At 71.4% G+C, this 16,946-nt stretch carries 13 protein-coding genes; 6 read left to right on the top strand and 7 right to left on the bottom strand.

Features of this window, described 5'->3' with window-relative positions; genetic code table 11:
* Positions 1-18: 18 nt before the first annotated feature.
* Entirely contained in the window at positions 19-246 is a 228-nt protein-coding gene (locus ACQP00_RS00235) for a DUF397 domain-containing protein (protein WP_433212583.1), read from the bottom strand.
* Entirely contained in the window at positions 246-1,046 is an 801-nt protein-coding gene (locus tag ACQP00_RS00230) for a helix-turn-helix domain-containing protein (protein ID WP_433054353.1), read from the bottom strand. Before ACQP00_RS00230 ends, ACQP00_RS00235 begins: the two co-directional genes overlap by 1 nt.
* 371 nt (positions 1,047-1,417) lie before the next feature.
* On the opposite strand from ACQP00_RS00230, the gene ACQP00_RS00225 reads away from it, so the two are divergent.
* Positions 1,418-1,699, top strand: coding sequence for a hypothetical protein (locus tag ACQP00_RS00225; protein WP_433212580.1), 282 nt, complete (start codon positions 1,418-1,420; stop codon positions 1,697-1,699).
* 323 nt (positions 1,700-2,022) lie between these two features.
* On the opposite strand, the gene ACQP00_RS00220 is transcribed toward ACQP00_RS00225, so the two are convergent.
* A complete protein-coding gene (locus ACQP00_RS00220; protein WP_433212577.1) occupies positions 2,023-2,826 on the bottom strand; it encodes a PASTA domain-containing protein in 804 nt (267 codons plus the stop codon).
* A 276-nt stretch (positions 2,827-3,102) separates the two neighbouring features.
* Between ACQP00_RS00220 and ACQP00_RS00215 the strand changes: the two genes are divergently transcribed.
* The 3 genes from ACQP00_RS00215 (at position 3,103) to ACQP00_RS00205 (ending at position 9,111) form a co-directional block, all read left to right on the top strand.
* Positions 3,103-4,365, top strand: a complete 1,263-nt coding sequence (locus tag ACQP00_RS00215; RefSeq protein ID WP_433212574.1) for a hypothetical protein — start codon at positions 3,103-3,105, stop codon at positions 4,363-4,365.
* 57 nt (positions 4,366-4,422) lie between these two features.
* Positions 4,423-6,477 (top strand): MMPL family transporter, encoded by a 2,055-nt coding sequence (locus ACQP00_RS00210; RefSeq protein WP_433212571.1) that lies wholly within the window; start codon positions 4,423-4,425, stop codon positions 6,475-6,477.
* A gap of 63 nt (positions 6,478-6,540) precedes the next feature.
* Positions 6,541-9,111, top strand: a complete 2,571-nt coding sequence (locus tag ACQP00_RS00205) for an ATP-binding protein (protein WP_433212568.1) — start codon at positions 6,541-6,543, stop codon at positions 9,109-9,111.
* A 140-nt stretch (positions 9,112-9,251) separates the two neighbouring features.
* Here the strand turns inward: ACQP00_RS00205 and ACQP00_RS00200 are convergent, their stop codons facing one another.
* Complete coding sequence (locus ACQP00_RS00200) at positions 9,252-9,740, bottom strand: MarR family winged helix-turn-helix transcriptional regulator (RefSeq protein ID WP_433212564.1); 489 nt, start codon at positions 9,738-9,740, stop codon at positions 9,252-9,254.
* Positions 9,741-9,840: 100 nt separating this feature from the next.
* Between ACQP00_RS00200 and ACQP00_RS00195 the strand changes: the two genes are divergently transcribed.
* Both ACQP00_RS00195 and ACQP00_RS00190 read left to right on the top strand, forming a co-directional pair.
* Positions 9,841-10,416: a YceI family protein gene (locus ACQP00_RS00195; RefSeq protein WP_433054332.1), complete on the top strand. Its 576-nt coding sequence runs from the start codon at positions 9,841-9,843 to the stop codon at positions 10,414-10,416.
* Between the two features lie 179 nt (positions 10,417-10,595).
* Positions 10,596-12,068, top strand: a complete 1,473-nt coding sequence (locus tag ACQP00_RS00190; protein WP_433212561.1) for a glutamate--cysteine ligase — start codon at positions 10,596-10,598, stop codon at positions 12,066-12,068.
* Here the strand turns inward: ACQP00_RS00190 and ACQP00_RS00185 are convergent.
* The 3 genes from ACQP00_RS00185 to ACQP00_RS00175 form a co-directional block, all read right to left on the bottom strand.
* Positions 12,065-13,222: an acyl-CoA dehydrogenase family protein gene (locus ACQP00_RS00185; RefSeq protein ID WP_433212558.1), complete on the bottom strand. Its 1,158-nt coding sequence runs from the start codon at positions 13,220-13,222 to the stop codon at positions 12,065-12,067. The two genes, ACQP00_RS00190 and ACQP00_RS00185, sit on opposite strands and share 4 nt — an antisense overlap.
* 11 nt (positions 13,223-13,233) lie before the next feature.
* The gene (locus ACQP00_RS00180; protein WP_433212555.1) at positions 13,234-14,760 is read right to left on the bottom strand and encodes an acyl-CoA carboxylase subunit beta; all 1,527 of its coding nucleotides are present in this window, start codon (positions 14,758-14,760) and stop codon (positions 13,234-13,236) included.
* Positions 14,761-14,948: 188 nt separating this feature from the next.
* On the bottom strand, positions 14,949-16,715 hold the full coding sequence (locus tag ACQP00_RS00175; protein WP_433212552.1) for a chaplin family protein: 1,767 nt from the start codon (positions 16,713-16,715) through the stop codon (positions 14,949-14,951).
* Positions 16,716-16,946 lie beyond the last annotated feature (231 nt).

Below are 16,946 nucleotides of genomic sequence, written 5' to 3'. Positions count from 1 at the left end.
GGAACGGACCGGCGTGCGTCACGCCAGGTCGAACTCCCCGTCCTTCGTGCCACCCACGAAGGCCAGCCACTCCTCCGGCGTGAACAGCAGCACCGGACCGGTCTTGTCCTTCGAGTCGCGCAGGGCCACCGCCCCGCCGACGAACGCCACCTCGACACAGTTGTCTGAGTACGGACCACTGCGGGTGCTCTTGCGCCACGCGGCACTGTCGAGGTTGACGCTGAAGCCCTTGGCTTCTTTCTCCACTACAGCTCCTTTGTCAGCTTGACGAACATCGACACTGACTCGTCCGGACGGAGTGCATTGGCGCGCAGATAGTCAAAGATGAACCCGTAGCGCTGAAGCTCGTCGTCCTTCTCGAGAAAGAGGCCGCCGGCCGCGTTCGACGCGAACACGAAGTTCTGCGCGGCAGACTCGTCATACAGCAACATCGTGAAAGCCCCGTCCATCCCGGCATGCGAGCCGGCGGAGAAGGGCAGGACCTGGAGGGTCACGTTCGGCCAACTCGCCGCCAGGCACAGATGCTCGAGCTGGCGACGCATGACCGCCCTTCCACCGACCGGGCGGCGCAGAACCGCTTCGTCCAGCACCACCCAGAGATCGATCGGGTCATCCTGAGTGAGTAACGACTGTCGGCCCATTCGGACACGCACCCGTTTCTCGACATCCGTGGCGCCGATGTCGGGGCGGGCGGCGTGGATCATGGCCTGCGCGTACTCCTCGGTCTGCAACAGTCCGGGTACGACGAGCGCCTCATAGGAGCGGATGTGGTCGGCGGCGGCCTCGAGTCCCACGTAGGCACTCGTGAGCACGTCGCCGTACAGCTGCCACCAACCCTTCTGCCTCGCCTCTCGGGCGATCTTGAGCAATTGGTCGGCGTATTCGGGATCGACGCCGTAAATGTCGAGCATGTCGCGCACGTCTCGCGGGGTGACGCCGGTCTGGCCGGTCTCGATCCGGGAGATCTTGGAACCGGAGCACTCGAGCCGCTCGGCGACCTGGTCGATGGTGACGTGGGCGGCCTCGCGCAGGCGGCGCAGCTCCATGCCCAACTGCCGGCGTCGGAGGGTCGGGCTGCCTCGTCGACTTGCCACGTTGTCGCACCTCCACGCCGCGAGACCTACGTAGATGACTTACGTATAGATCAGCGCAACATCGTAAAGCCGCGCAAGGCGACTCGGCACAACAATCTGTGACTCATACCTGCGGTGGAAACTTCCGGTTGCAAGTTGCATTGATCATCGTAGTAGGGCAACCTGTCCGTGTGGCTGGAGTCACGGATTGTTCATGAAGACGAACGATCCCGCTCCGGTGGACGCAGGACAAACGATCGGACCGATCGGCGGTTACGGGACAACCCCCCGCGAAGGGGCCCCCCGACCGACCTTCCCCACAAGCCGACGGACGGGAGTTCACGGTGTTACCGAGGACTGGTGACGTGCTGCGCGTGACGAAGACCGCGAGTGTGCAGTTCACGCAGCCCATGCTGTTCCGGGTGATCCGCGTGCACGAATGGCAGACCTACGACGGCTGGGCCTGGCTGGACGGCTACCAGCTCAACGCCTCGGGCGACGCCGTGGAGCGCCGCTCGATCTTCGTGCAACTGCAGGGTCTGCAGCCGGGCTTCGTCGCACGCAATCAGCGCTCCGCGCCTGCACCTACTCCTGCGCGTAGCGGCGCTGTGGTTGCTGTCGGGTAGGTCTCGGGTCGCGGACGGTCTGCGGGGGATGGACCGTCTGGCAGCGGAGTTGGACCGTTCGATCGCGTAGCGGCGCGGTGGTTGCTGTCGGGTAGTTCTTGGTCGCGGACGGTCTGGGGTGGATGGACCTTCTGGCAGCGGGGTTGGACCGTTCGATGTCCTGAAAAGCGGTGGGGGAGCTTCGCTCCACCCACACCCCCTCAAAACCGCACCGGGGCCATCGGGGGCCGTAAGGGAGCTTCACACCCCCCTCAAAACCGCACCGGGGTCATTGGGGCGGGGCAGCTTTCCTCCACCCACAACCCCTTCAAGACCGCACCGGGTTATCGGCTCGTGGAGGGGCTTGGGCGTGCCCGGGTCGTCGTGGGGGCTGGTTCTGTCGCGACGAGCAGCGTGATCGTCTCGCCGGGCAGGACGGTCGCGCCCTCGCCCGGGCGGGAGGAGAGCACCTCCCCCGGCGGCAGTGAGTCGTCCGGGGTCCGCTCGACCTGGACGTTCAGGCCCAGCGCCTGGAGCTTCACGGTGGCCTCGGCCAGGGAGTTGCCGCGCAGCGGCGGGATGGTCACCGGGCCCGGCTGTTCGCTGGGCGGGGCCTCCGAGGACGGCGGGGCCGAGGGCGGCGGGGCCTCGCTGGGGGCCGCGGACGTGGTCACGGGCGAGGCCGAGCTCGACTCGATGCCGGCCGGGGCGTTCTTGCCGTCGGCGGTCGCGCGGTAGATGAGGTACAGCCCGACGCTGATCGCCCCGGCCAGGACCAGCGCGACGATGCCGACGACCACCGGCATCAGCCACGAGCGGCCCTGATACGGGTCCTCCTCCTCGACCCACTCCTGGGGAGCCGGCCGGCGCAGGGACGGGTCGCCGGGCGCGGGCACCCCGGCGCGCGCCGACCATCGCTCGCGCTCCTCGATCGGCGGCTGAATGCGGGTACCGTCGCCGCCTTGTTCTTCTTCGATGCGCGCGGTCGGCCGGACCTGCCGGGTGGCATCCGGGTCGGCGGGACCCTGGATGCGGGTGGCATCGAAGTCGGCCGGACCCCGACTGCGGGTGGCATCGGGATCCGTGTCCCCGTCGTACGGACGACGGAACGGCTGCGTCGCGGATTCGTCGTCGGGCTCGTTCGCCATACCTCCAGTTCACCACCATGTCCGACTTGTCCGCTGGATCGCCGCCGTGCGCCCACCCGCGTTCCTCGCCCGCGGGGGTCTTGACGTACCCACGACAACGACTCGCCGAGGTGGACCGCTGGGCTTATGCTGCGCGGCATGGCGGCGAGAAGCTGGGCTACCTCAATATTCACGGCGATCGGCGTTGCGGCCGGCGCCGGTGCCGCGCAGCTCGGGCTCGGCTACGGGCTGGGCATCATCTCCTGGCAGCCGACCGGCAACAGCGCCACCGTCTGGGTGAGCAGCCTCGCCTGGGTGACCTGGCTCGCCGCGTCCTCGACGGTCATCGGGGCGATCTGCGCCGACCGGCTCGCCGGCGCCGGGGCGCCCGTCCCGGCCAACCGGGACAGCGTCGCCGGACAGGCGCTGCTCGTGGCCTGGCGGGTGGTCATCGCGCTGGCCGCGGCGGTCGGCTCGCTGATCATCGTGCCGCTGGTCGCCATCCCGTCGCGCCTGCCCCGGCCGGACAACGCCGCGCCGTACTTCACCGTCGGCGGCTACGCCATCGCCGGCATCATCATCGGCCTGCTCATGGCCATCGGGGCGCTCACCGCCCGGGCCATCGCGGCGAACATCATCGCCTCCTCGGCCTGGCTGTGGACCCTGGCCGTGGTCGCCGTGGCCGACGTCGTGCACGCGGACGGCGACACCGCCACCGCGGCCCAGCTCGGCACCTGGCAGTTCACCGACGCGACCTGGATCAACGGCATGATCAACCTGCCCGGGACGCTGTTGATGATCGTGGTCGCGCTGCTCATCGGGGTGTTGGCCGCCTGGCCCGCCGGGCGCCGCAACGACAACCGGGTCGGCGTGGCCCTGGCCGGCGCCACCGGCCCACTGCTGGTGGCCCTCGCCTACTTCCTGTCCGAGCCCGCCCTCGGCGAGCACGACCAGCACCTGTCGGCGTTCCTCATCGCGCCGTACGCGGTGCTGGCCGGCCTGGCCGGCTCGGTCATCGTCTCCTCCATCGGCCCGCGCGGCTCCCGCGCCCAGGCCCGGGCCGCCCGCCGCGCCGCCGCCGACGACCGCGACGCCCGCACGGCCGCCGAGTACTCCGACTGGGCCGCCGCGCTCGCCGAGGTCGACGAGGCCGACGCCCGCCGCCGCGACAAGGACCCCGAGCCCGTGACCGGCATCGGCGGGAACCGGGACGACGCGTGGACGAAGGAGCCGGTCGCCGTCGGGGCCGCGCCGGAGCTGGACTCGGCCACCGACCTGGAGTCCGACGCCTACGCCCCGTCGCGGGCCTACGGGTCGGGCAGCGCCGAGTCCACCGGCCGCACGTACTCCTCCGACGCCGCCAAGCGCGCCTACGCCGAGGACACCGTCGACGAGGAACCGGCCCCCACCCCGAGCACCAGCAGCAGCACCGCCTCGTCGACCTCGACCGGCCGGGCGGCCGTGGCGCCGCTGTGGCCCGAGGACACCACGACCGAGGACGCGCCGAGCGGCAAGACCGGGCGCGGGCGGGGCCGGGGTCGGGGCAAACCGTCCGAATAGGCGAGGCCGCGCGTACGGCCGATATCGCCCATACGTGAGTCGTGCTTGCATACTCCGGTGTTCGCGAAGTATCGCTGGGCGATCGTCGGGTTCTGGCTGGCCGTGACCGTCGCGGGGGCGGTGTTCGGCGGCGGGCTGTTCGACCGGCTCGCCACCACCGGCACCAACCGCGCCGACAGCGAGTCCGCCGTCGGCCAGGCCCGCATCGACGAGCTCGCGCCCAGCGGCTCGATGGTCTTCGCGGTGGTCGAGGGCTTCGAACCGTACGACCCCCGGCTCATCGCGACCGTGAGCGCGGCGGCCCAGGAGATCCGCGCGATGCCCGGGGTCAAGGAGGTCAACGACCTCTACACCGGGGTCGGCGGCGGGATCGGGGCGGACAACCGCAGCGTCAGCGTCCGGGTCGAGCTCGAACCCGGCCTGGCCGAGGCGCCGCGCGAGGCCCTCGAGGACCGGGTCCGCGCCCGCCTGCAGCAGATCCAGGCGCCGAGCGTGCTGGTCGGCGGGACCAAGCTGGCCGAGCGCGCGTTCGCCGACCAGTCCGTGCACGACCTGGCCATCGGCGAGAGCGTCGCCTTCGCGTTCCTGCTCGTCGCGCTGTACCTCTTCTTCGGCGGTGTCCTCGCCGCCGCCCTGCCGATCGCGGTGACGGTCGCGAGCGTGACCGGCTCGCTGCTGGTCCTGCTGGGGCTGAGCCACGTGACCAAGGTCAGCGAGTACTCGCTCAACGTGGTGACCCTGCTCGGCATCGGCCTGGCGGTCGACTACTCGCTGCTCATCGTGGCCCGGTACCGCGAGGAGCGGCTGCGCCACGAGCCCGCCGAGGCGCTGGACGTGGCCGTGCGCCGGGCTGGCCGCGCCGTGGTGATCTCGGGCCTCGCGGTGACGCTGACCCTGGCCGGGCTGACCGCGTTCGCCGAGCCGCTGCTGGCCGCGGTCGCGCTCGGCGGGGCCGCGGTCGTGGCGCTGGCGACGGTGGCCGCGCTGACGCTGGTACCGGCGCTGATCGCCCTTTCCGGGGACCGGATCACACCGGCCGCGCGGGTGCGGTGGGGCGGGCTGCTGGCCCGGCTGGCCAAGCGGGCCCAGCGGGAACCGGCCCGGGTGGCCCTGCTCGCCACCGTCGCGCTGCTGGTGCTGGCCGCGCCGCTGCTCGGGGCCAACCTGGCCAACTCCGACGCCCGCGCGCTGCCGAGCTCCAACGAGGCGCGCCGGGCGTACGACGTCATGGAGACGAAGTTCCAGAACAACGCGGCCCCGCCGGTCTCGGTGCTGCTGCAGGCCGGCGCCGACCGGGCCGAGGTGCGGGACCTGATGAACCGCATCGCCGCCGACCTGCGCGCCGAGCTGGTGCGCCAGGACGTGCGCTCCGACGTGCCCGCGGGCTGGACGATCCTCGACCTGACCCCGAAGGGCGGCGTCGGCGGCTCGGAGGGCTACGACCTCGTGCGCCGCGTCCGGGCGATGGCCACCCCGTTCCCGAAGTGGGTGACCGGCCCGGCGGCCGAGGTGGTGGACTACCGCGCCTCGCTGGCCGGGCGCCTGCCGGCTGCCGCGCTGGTGGTCCTGCTGGTCACCATGGCGCTGCTGTTCGCGCTGACCCGGTCGGTGCTGATCCCGATCAAGGCCGTCCTGATGAACCTGCTGACCCTGGCGGCCACCCTGGGCGTGCTGATCGTGCTGTTCCAGTGGGGCTGGGGCCAGGTCCCGCTCTTCTTCGACTCATGGGGCGGGCTGGACCTGACCACGCCGGTCCTGCTGTTCGTGTTCATCTTCGGGCTGTCCATGGACTACGAGGTGTTCCTGCTCGCCCGGATCAAGGAGGAGTACGACGCCCGGCCCGACACCGACCGCGCCGTGCTGCGCGGCATCGCCCGCTCCGGCCCGGTCGTCACCGCGGCCGCGATCTGCATCGGGATCGTGTTCCTGGGCTTCGCGGCGGGCGGCCTGGTCGCGGTGAAGGAGATCGGCGTCGGCATGGCGGTGGCCATCCTGATCGACGTGACGATCGTGCGCGGGCTGCTGCTGCCGGCCCTCATGGGGATGCTCGACCGCTGGAACTGGTGGGCCCCGAAGCTGCGGCGGCGCGCGCCCGCTTCTATCAAATATTGATAACGGTCGTGGTTCCGACGCCCGGCTACTGCGGCGGCGCCGCGCTCAGTACCCTTCCACAACATGTCTCCCGTTGCGGATCATGATCCGCGCAATGCCGGGGCGGTGTTCGCCGCGGCGCTGCGGGCCAACCGGCTCGCGAGGGGACTGACGCAGGACGAGCTGGCCGCGCGGGCCGGGCTCGGGGTGCGCACGCTCCGCGAGCTCGAGCGCGGCCGGGTGGCCCGGCCGCAGCGCAACACGCTGTCCCTGCTGGCCGACGCGCTCGATCTCACCGGCCCGGACCGGGAGGCATTCCTCAACTCCGCGTCCAACCGGCCCCCGGTGGCCACGAGCAACGGCGGGCCGCACCTCAGCGCCGGGCCGCACCGGCGCGCGCCCACCGGTACCGCGGCCGCACCGGACCTGCCGCCCGTCCGGGCCGACCGCCGGGCCGCCGGCCGGACCGCGCTGCCGCTGCCCACGATCCCGCCGCTGGTCGGCCGGGACGCCGACGGCAACGAGCTGCTGGGCCTGCTGGGCGCGCGGGGGGCCGAGGTCATCGCGCTGATCGGGATGGCCGGGGTGGGCAAGACCGCGCTCGCGCACGCGGTGGCCCACGAGACCGCGACCGGCGGGTGGACCGCGGTCTCGGTGACCGTCATCGACATCACCGAGCCCAAGGACATCTTCTCCGCCGTCGCCGTCGTGTTCGGGGTGGCGCGGGCGGAGGAACTCATCGAGCGGTACGGCGACCCCGCCGCCCCACCCGCCCTGCTCGTCCTCGACGGGGTGGACCGCGCGCCCCGGGCCGCGGTGGAGGCGATCGCCTGGCTGCGGGCCCGCGTGCCGGCCGTGCGCATGCTGCTCACCAGCCGCCGCCCGCTCGCCGCCGACCTGCCCGGCGTCGTGGACTGGCAGGTGCAGCCGCTGGAGGTGCCGGCCGGGCGGGCGCTGGACGTCAGGGCGCTGCGGGAGGTGCCGGCGGTCGCGCTGTTCGTGGAGCGGCTGCGGGCGGTGCGCCGCGCGCCGGCCCGCGACGACGAGGTGCCGACGATCGCGGAGCTGGTCCGCCGGCTCGACGGGCTGCCGCTGGCCATCGAGCTCGCCGCGGCCCGGGGCCGGGTGCTGGAGCTCTCGGAGTTGCTCAGGCGGTACCAGAACAGGATCTTGGATCTTGCCGCCACGGATCCGGCGGGCCGTCGGCTGCGGGATGCGGTCGCCGACAGTTATCAGCTGCTGGCCCCGAACGAGCAGGCGGCGCTGCGCCGGTTGTCCACGTTCCGCGGGAAGTGGTCGGTGGAGCTGGCCGAGGCGTTGCTCGCCGGGGTAGTGCAGGACGTCGAGGCGGTGCTGGACCGGCTGGTCGGGCTGGGGCTGGTCAGCGTGCGCGGCCCGGGCGACCTGCGCTTCCGGCTGCTCGACGTGGTCTTCGACTTCGCCGCCGAGCGCTGCGCCGAAGCCGGGGAGCTGCGGGCCGCCCGGCTGCGGCACGCCGAGGTCATCACCCGCTACGCCGTGCGCCGTTCGCTGGAGCTGACCGGGCCCGGGTGCGCCGCGGCCATGCTGCGCCTCGACTACCTGACCAGCGACATCCGGACGGCGCTGCGGTACTCCGCGGTGCGCGAACCCGAGATCGCGCTCCGGCTCGCGGCGGCCATCCCGCGCTGGTGCCGACTGCGGGGGCGGGACGTCGAGGGGTACCACCTGCTGCGCCGCCTGCTCGACGACCGCCGCACGCGGGACTGCGACCCGGCCACCCGGGCCTGGGCCCAGGTCGGCGCGGCGATGCTGGCCACGGCGCACGGCCGCGGGTTCGAGGAGCTGTGCGCGACCGAGGCGGCCCTGCTGGTGCTCGCGGCGCGCGGCGACGTGACCGGCGAGCTGACCGCGCGGGCCCTGCTCGCCGGGGTCTGGCAGGCCCTCGGCGGCACGGAGGAGGCGCGCCGGCACAACGAGGCCGCCCTGGGCCTGGCCGTGCGGGCCGGGCGGGCGCGCGAGATCGCGGTCGTGCAGAACAACCTGGCGTGGCACGACGTGCTCGTCGGCGACCTGGCCATGGCCGCGCGGCGGATCGAGGGGGCGGGCCGGCGGGCGGCCGAGGCGGGCGACCCGCGGCTGCGCGCGCTGACCGACGCCAACCTGGCCGAGATCGCCCGGCTCGACGGCCGCTTCGACGAGGCGATCGCGCTGGCCCGGCGGGCCGCGACGACGATCGCCGAGGTCGGCGACCCCGCGCACCGGGTGCGGGTGCTGGGCACGCTGGGCCAGGCCTTCGCGGAGACGGGGCAGCAGGGCGAGGCGTCCGCGGTACTCGCCGAGCTGGCCTCGGTGCCGCGCAGCGCCGGGACGGCCGCGCTGGTCAGCGGCTATCTGGCCCTGTCGCGCGGGGATCGCCCGGCGGCGGCGGCCGCGTTCGACGCGGCGGCGAACCGGCTGGCCGGGCGGGACGACATCCGCGACGTGCTGGAGGCGCTGGTCGGGCTGGCCGTCGCGGCCGAGTCGCCGGCGGTCCGGGAGCGGGCGCTGGCCGACCTCGCGGGGCTGCGGGAGCGGGCCCGCATGCGGCTGCTGCCCCGCGAGCACCGACTGCTGGACCGCACTGGGGGCACGGACGAAGACCCCCTGGGTGCGTTGACACGCCTGCCCACCTAGCTTCGCCCGTGCCTGGCGAGGTTAATCGCCGGCCCGTCCGGCAATTCCGACATTCCTGACCCGTCCAGGGGTCCTGCCGGTGGTTCTGCCGGTGCCGGATTTGCCAGTCACATCGACAGCGGTAAGGCTGGAAGTGTGACTCAGGCGGCCGTACGCATCGACGGAACGCCCGAGGTCGCTTCCGGGCGGACCGCGTCGCGGACCGTGCGCAGCGAGCCCAGCAGGCTGTCCAGCTCGTCCGGCGACAGCCGCCCGGTGAACCACTGCTCGATCAACGCCACGTGCCCGGGCAGCACCTCGCGCATCTTGGCCAGGCCGGCCTCGCTGATCACGGTGAACGAGCCGCGCCGGTCGGTCGGGCACGCACGGCGCCCGGCCAGCCCGTCGCGCTCCAGCCGGTCCACCACCCGCGTCACGCCGCTCGTGGACAGGCCGGTCTGCGCGGCCAGGTCGGTCATCCGCAGCTCCCCGCCCGGCGAGCGGGCCAGGCGCACCAGCACCTCGAAGTCGACGTTGCCGAGCCCGTGCTCGGCCAGCTGGACGTTGAGCCGCGCGTTCACCCCGGTGAAGGCCTCCACGAACAGGCCCATGGCGGTGATTCGCGGATCTTCCAGCAATTCGTCGGTCACGGTGGAAGTCTAACAGCAGAGAGCTTGACGGACGAGAGTCTGCCGTGTGTATATTTGCGGCGGCAATCTTCTTCATCACCGCACAACTGAGGGAGTCACCATGACGGCACCCGCCAACACCCGCGAGTACAACGGTCTGACCATCCCGACCGCCGGCAAGTTCGAGATCGACCCGGCCCACACCCGGGTCAGCTTCGTCGCCCGGCACATGATGGTCAGCAAGGTGCGCGGCGGCTTCACGAGCGCCAGCGGCAGCATCGTGGTCGCCGAGGACCCGCTGGAGTCCAGCGTCGAGGTCACCATCGACGCCGCCAGCATCGACACCGGCGTGGCCGACCGTGACGGCCACCTGCGCAGCCCCGACTTCCTCCACGTGGAGCAGTGGCCCAACCTGACCTTCAAGAGCAAGCGCGTGGTCGGCCTGTCCGGCAACGAGTTCCGCCTGGTCGGCGACCTGACCATCCGCGACACCACCCGCGAGGTCGAGCTGGACGTGGAGTTCGAGGGGCACGCCAAGAGCCCGTGGGGCCAGGAGGTCATCGGCTTCTCCGCGACGACCGAGATCGACCGCGAGGAGTTCGGCATCACCTGGAACCAGGCCCTCGAGACCGGCGGCGTGCTCGTCGGCAAGAAGGTCAAGATCGAGATCGGCGCCGAGGCCGTCCGCCAGGCCTGATCCGGTACGTCGCAAAAAGCGCTTACGCCGGAGTTTGACCCTGGTGCAGAGGGTGGGCGAAATCTCCCACCCTCTGCAAGGTTCCGCTCACCCTCGGCTGCCATCCTGTCCGTTTTGTCCCTAGCGGTACCTCTGGACTACTCCTAACGTGGGTGGTCCAAGAGGCCGGAGGGGCATGCATGGGCCAGGACGTCACACGGGGAGCCTTCTCGCGTGAGGACCGCGCTCGCTACCGACGCAAGGTGCGCCGCTGCCTCGACGTCTTCGCGTTGATGCTCAACGATTTCCGCTTCGACTCCGACCGGCCGATGACTGGGCTGGAGATCGAGGTGAACCTGATCGACCCGGCCGCGCAGCCCGCCATGCGCAACGCCGAGGTGCTCGCCGACCTGGCCGACCCGTCGTTCCAGACCGAACTCGGCCAGTTCAACCTCGAGATCAACGTCGCGCCCCGGCTCATCGAGGGCGACGGCCTGGAGGTGTACGAGCGGGAAGTCCTGGCCAGCCTCGTGCACGCCGACGAGCGGGCCCACAAGTCCGACGCCCGCCTGGTGCTGATCGGCATCCTCCCGACGCTGCGCCCCGAGCACCTGGTGCTGGCGAACATGTCGGACGATCCGCGGTACCGGCTGCTCAACGACCAGATCATCAACGCCCGCGGCGAGGACATGGCGCTCGACATCCGCGGCCACGAGCGGCTGGAGGCCCAGTCCGACTCGATCGCCGGCGAGTCGGCGTGCACCAGCGTGCAGTTCCACCTGCAGGTCGCGCCGGAGGCGTTCGCCCAGCACTGGAACGCGTCCCAGGCCATCGCCGGGGTGCAGGTCGCGGTCGGGGCCAATTCGCCGTTCCTGTTCGGCAAGCGGCTGTGGGCCGAGACCCGCATCGCGCTGTTCGAGCAGGCCACCGACACCCGCCCGGAGGAGCTCAAGGCCCAGGGCGTGCGGCCGCGGGTCTGGTTCGGCGAGCGCTGGATCACCTCGATCTTCGACCTGTTCGAGGAGAACGTCCGGTACTTCCCGCCGCTGCTGCCGATCACCGAGGACGAGGACCCGGTGGCGGTGCTGGAGGCCGGCGGCGTGCCCCGCCTCGGCGAGCTCCGGCTGCACAACGGCACGATCTACCGCTGGAACCGGCCGGTGTACGACATCATGAACGGCCGCCCGCACCTACGCGTCGAGAACCGCTGCCTGCCGGCCGGCCCGACCGTCGTCGACCAGCTCGCCAACGCCGCCTTCTACTTCGGCCTGGTGCGCGAGCTGTGCGAGCAGGACCGTCCACTGTGGACCCAGATGTCGTTCTCGGCCGCCGAGGAGAACTTCCACACCGCCGCCCGCGAGGGGCTCGACGCCCAGGTCTGGTGGCCCGACCTGGGCGAAGTTCCAGTGCCTGATCTGGTACTGGGTGAGCTCCTGCCAATGGCCGCCGCCGGCCTGGACCGCTTCGGCGTGGACGGCGCGATCCGCGACCGGCTCCTCGGCGTCATCGAGGGCCGGTGCCGCACCGGCCTGAACGGCGCCGCTTGGCAAACGCGAGTCGTCCAAGACCTCGAGGACCGCGGTCACAGCCGGCCCGAGGCCCTGCAACTCATGCTGCGCCGGTACGCCGAAGGCCTCCACGAAAACGTGCCCGTACACACCTGGCCGGTCTAGAGCCCCATTGAGCGGGAGATGATCATGCGCTGGACCTCGGAGGTGCCTTCTCCGATCTCCAGGATCTTGGCGTCGCGGTACATGCGGCCGACCGGGGTCTCGTTCATGAAGCCGTAGCCGCCGTGCACCTGCGTCGCCTCGCGGGCGTTGACCATCGCGGCGTCGCTCGACGCCAGCTTGGCGATCGCCGCCTGGCGCTTGAAGTCGCGCCCGTTGACCAGCCGGCTCGCCGCGTCGTAGTAGGCCAGCCGCGCGGTGTGGGCCCGGCTCTCCATGTCGGCGATCTTGAACTGGATGGCCTGGTACTCCCCGATCGCCTTGCCGAACGCGCGCCGCTGCCGGGCGTAGCTGACCGACTCGTCCACGCAGCCCTGGGCCAGCCCGACCCCGAGCGCGGCGAACGCGACCCGGCCCTCGTCGAGGATGCGCAGGAACTGGGCGTAGCCGCGGCCCCGCGTGCCGAGCAGGTTTTCGGCCGGCACCCGCACGTCGTCGAAGCTCAGCTCGTGGGTGTCGGACGCGCACCAGCCGACCTTGGAGTAGCCGGGCTGGACGGTGAACCCCGGCGTCCCGCTCGGCACGATGATGGCCGTGAGCTCCTTGCTGCCGTCGGGGTTGACCCCGGTGACCGCGGTGACCGTGACCAGCGCGGTGATGTCGGTGCCGGAGTTGGTGATGAACGCCTTCGACCCGTTGATCACCCACTCGCCGGCCGCCTCGTCGAGCACGGCGCGGGTCTGGGTGCCGGCGGCGTCGCTGCCCGCACCGGGCTCGGTCAGGCCGAACGCGGCGAGCGCCTCGCCGGAGGTGAGCTTGGGGAGCCAGCGCTCCTTCTGGGCCGGCGTGCCGTACCGATAAATGGGCATGGCGCCGAGCGAGATGCCGGCCTCCAGGGTCACCGCGATCGAGGAGTCGACGCGGGCCAGCTCCTCCAGCGCGATGCACAGCGCGAAGTAGTCGCCGCCCATCCCGCCGTATTCCTCCGGGAACGGCAGCCCGAACAGGCCCATCTTGCCCATCTGCCGGACCAGGTCGTAGGGGAAGGCGTGGCGCTCGTAGTAGTCGCCGATGACCGGGGCGACGGCGTCCCGGGCGAACTCGCGCACGCTCTCACGCAGCGCCTCGAGCTCCTCGGTCAGGGTGAAGTCGACCATGGCAGGGCCCCTTAAACCGGTGTCACGCCGTGACGGCGACGGGAGAACGTGCGGTCCTTGGACTGGGCCGCGGCGAAGCGGCGCACCAACTCGGCCCGCAGCGCCGCCGGCTGCACGACGGCGTCGACGACGAGCTCGCTGGCCAGCCGCATGATGTCGATGTCGCGCTCGTAGTCGGCGCGCTTGTCCGCGACGAACGCGGCCCGCTCGGCCTCGTCGGCGATCGCGGCGATCTTGTTGGCGTAGACCGCGTTGACGGCCGCCTCGGCCCCCATCACCGCGATCTTGGCGGTGGGCAGCGCGATCGTGGCATCCGGCTCGAACCCTGGACCGGCCATCGCGTAGAGACCGGCGCCGTAGGCCTTGCGCAGTACCACACAGATCTTGGGCACGGTGGCCTCGGAGATCGCGGTGATCATCTTGGCTCCGTGCCGGATGATGCCCTGCTTCTCCACCGCCGAGCCGACCATGAAGCCGGGCACGTCGGCCAGGAACAGCAGCGGCACGTTGAAGGCGTCGCAGAGCTGGACGAACCGGGTGGCCTTGTCGGCCGAGTCGACGAAGAGCACGCCGCCCTTGAACATCGAGTTGTTGGCGACCACGCCGACCACGCGCCCGTCGAGGCGGCCGAAGCCGACGGTGAGCTCGCGCGCCCACAGCGCCTGGATCTCGAAGAAGGAGCCCTCGTCGAGCAGGCCCTTGACCACCTTGCGCATGTCGAAGGCCTGCCGCTCGCTGGCGGGGATCTCCGGCAGGCCGGTCTCGGCGCGGGCCTCGGCGGCCGGCGGCTGGGCGGTCCAGTTCGACGGGAGATAGGAGAGGTACCGCCGGATCGTGTCGATCGCGTCCTGCTCGGTCTTGCACAGGAAGTGCCCGACGCCGCTCTCGGCGCAGTGCACCCGGGCGCCGCCCATGGCCTCGAGGGTGGTCTTCTCGCCGGTGACCATCTCGACCATGCGGTCGGAGCCGAGGTACATCGAGGCGTTGCCCTCGACCATCGCCACGACGTCGCAGAAGGCCGGGATGTAGGCGCCGCCGGCCGCGGAGGGGCCGAAGAGCGCGCAGGCCTGCGGGATGCTGCCACTGGCCCGGACCTGGGTGTGGAAGATCTTGCCGGCCCCGCGGCGGCCGGGGAACAGCTCCACCTGGTCGGTGATGCGGGCGCCGGCGGAGTCGACGAGGTACACCATCGGGACCCCGGAGTCGTAGGCCCGCTCGATGATCCGGATGATCTTCTCGACCGTCCGGGCGCCCCAGGAACCGGCCTTGACCGTGGAGTCGTTGGCCATCAGGCAGATCGGCCGCCCGTCGACGGTGGCCGTGCCGGTGACCACCCCGTCGGCCGGCAGCCCGTCGGCCAGCGCGTTGGCGAACAGCCCGTCCTCGACGAAGGAGCCCTCGTCGACCAGCAGGGCCACCCGCTCCCGGGCGAACAGCTTGCCGCGCGCGGCGTTGGCCGCGTGATACTTCTCCGCGCCGCCGGCCTCGACCCGCTTGCGCGTCTGGTCGAGGCCCTGGTCGAGGGTGTCACCATCCATGGAGCAACCTCCGCGTCGGCCGCCTGAACGATCGTTCATGTCTAACGATCGTTCAGGTTAGCCGACGCGGAGGTGAAGTTCCAACTGGGTTGGACTCCTTCTGGGCGGATGGACCGTTTCAGGACACGGGTCGGCGTGTGCCGCACGGTCCGGGTACCCCCTGCGGATCAGGGGGTACCGCTACCGCGTCAGCAGGAGTAGGCCAGCGCCCCACCCGAGCTCTGGGCCTGCGAGAAGCCCAGCAGCGAGACGGCGTTGCCGCTGATGTTGACCGGCACCTGGAGCGTGGTGTCGAACTGGTTGCCGTTCAGCAGGCCGGCGTTGAACCCGGTGGTCCAGTCGCCGCAGCCACCGCGGACCGCGGTCGCGCCGCCGCCGCCGTTGCCGTTCCCGTTGCCCCGGCCGTCGTGGTGACGGTGGTGACGACGGCCGCCGTTGTCCCAGCCGCCGTTGTCGTCGCCGTTGTCCCAGCCACCGTTGTCGTCGTCGTCGCCGGCCGCCTGCGCGCCGCCGTAACCGTTGTCGCCGGCCGCCTGCGCGCCGCCGTACCCGTTGTCGTTGGCGGCGGCCAGGCCGGCCCCGTTGCCGTTGTGGTGCTTGTTGTTGTTCTTCTTGGCGTGCTCGCCGAGGTCGATCGACTTGTTCTTCTTGCTCGCCTTGTGCATGTGCGACGCGTTGCTGTTGGCGTTCGCGCCGGTGTCGCTGGCGTCGCCGGCCGCGTTGGCGTAGGCACCCGTCGGCGCGGCGTTCATGTTGCCGCCGTAGCCGTCGTCGCCGGCCTGGTTGCCCTGGCCGCCGTACCCGTCGCCGCCGTTGCTGTTGCCCCGGCCGTCGTAGTCGCCGTTGCCGTTGCCGTTGCCGCGACCGTCGTTGTCCCAGTCGTCGTCGCCGTTGTCCCAGCCGTTGCCGCCACCGTGGTGGTGGTGACCGCGACCGTCGTTGTCCCAGCCGCCATTGTCGTGGCCATTGCCCCGGCCGCGACCGTCGTTGTCCGACCCGCCGTCACCCTTGTAGGCGACCGCGCCGCCGCCGCAGCTGGCGGACGAGAAGCCGAGGATGGCGATCGAGTTGCCGCAGAGGTTGATCGGCAGCTGGAGCGTGGTGTCGAGCTGGTTGCCGTTGAGCAGGCCGGCGTTGTAGCCGGTCGTGTGGCTCGCCTCGGTGGTCGCGCTCTCGGTCTGGGCGCTCTCGCCCTTGACCGCCCACGCGCCGCCCTGGCTGGACGCCCCGGCGAAGCCCAGCAGCGCGATCGCGTTGCCGGACAGGTTGACCGGCACCTGCAGCGTGGTGTCGAACTGGTTGCCGTTGAGCAGGCCCGCGTTGTAGCCCGAGGTCCAGTCCTCGGTGCGGTTCGCGGCGCTCTCGGTGTAGTCACCCGCGGCGTTGCCGGAGTAGTTGTTGGCCGCGGCGGCGTTGTAGTCGCCACCGTTGCTGTTGCCCTGGCCGTCGCCGCCACCGTTGTGGTGACGGTGACGACGGCCGCCGTTGTCCCAGCCGCCGTTGTCGCGGCCACGGCCGTTGTCCGAGGCGATGTCGCCCTTGACCGCGGTCGCGCCGCCGGCCGAGGAGGCGCTGGAGAAGCCGAGCACGGAGATGGCGTTGCCACTCACGTTGACCGGCACCTGCAGCGTGGTGTCGAGCTGGTTGCCGTTGGCCACGCCGGCGTTGTAGCCGGTCGTCCAGTCCTCGGTGGTGGCGCTCTCGGTGGCGCTGGCGCTCTCGGTCTTGATCGCGGTGGCGCCGCCGCCGCAGTTCGCGTCGGCGAAGCCGAGCACGGCGATCGAGTTGCCGCAGACGTTGACGGGCACCTGCAGCGTGGTGTCGAACTGATTGCCGTTCAGCAGGCCGGCGTTGTAGCCCGTCGTCCAGTCGGCGTGCGCGGCCCCGCCCGAGACGAGCAGGAAGCCCGCGGAAAGCACGCCCACGTTGAGCGACTTACGAACCCACGTCTTCATTGGGAAATGAGACCCTTCGGTAGATATCGATCATCGGTACTGCAAGGGTGGGCGCGGTTGGAGCCCCGAGCCTGCGTGCGGGCAGGTTCGATCCGGCTCCGCCCTGTCGACGTGCGCCCTTGTTGGTGCGTTTTGCGTGTTACAGATGCCGCGATGTGGTCGATGCGGGTCCGCTGGACCTGAGGCAGACGTTCCGTTGGCCCGCTTCGCGTCGCGTCGGCTGGCCGGAAC

The sequence above is a fragment of the Dactylosporangium sp. CS-047395 genome (assembly GCF_050942185.1).
GTDB lineage: Bacteria > Actinomycetota > Actinomycetes > Mycobacteriales > Micromonosporaceae > Dactylosporangium.
Note: the sequence above shows the minus strand (reverse complement) of the source record. Positions and strands in the feature narration are given on the sequence as shown.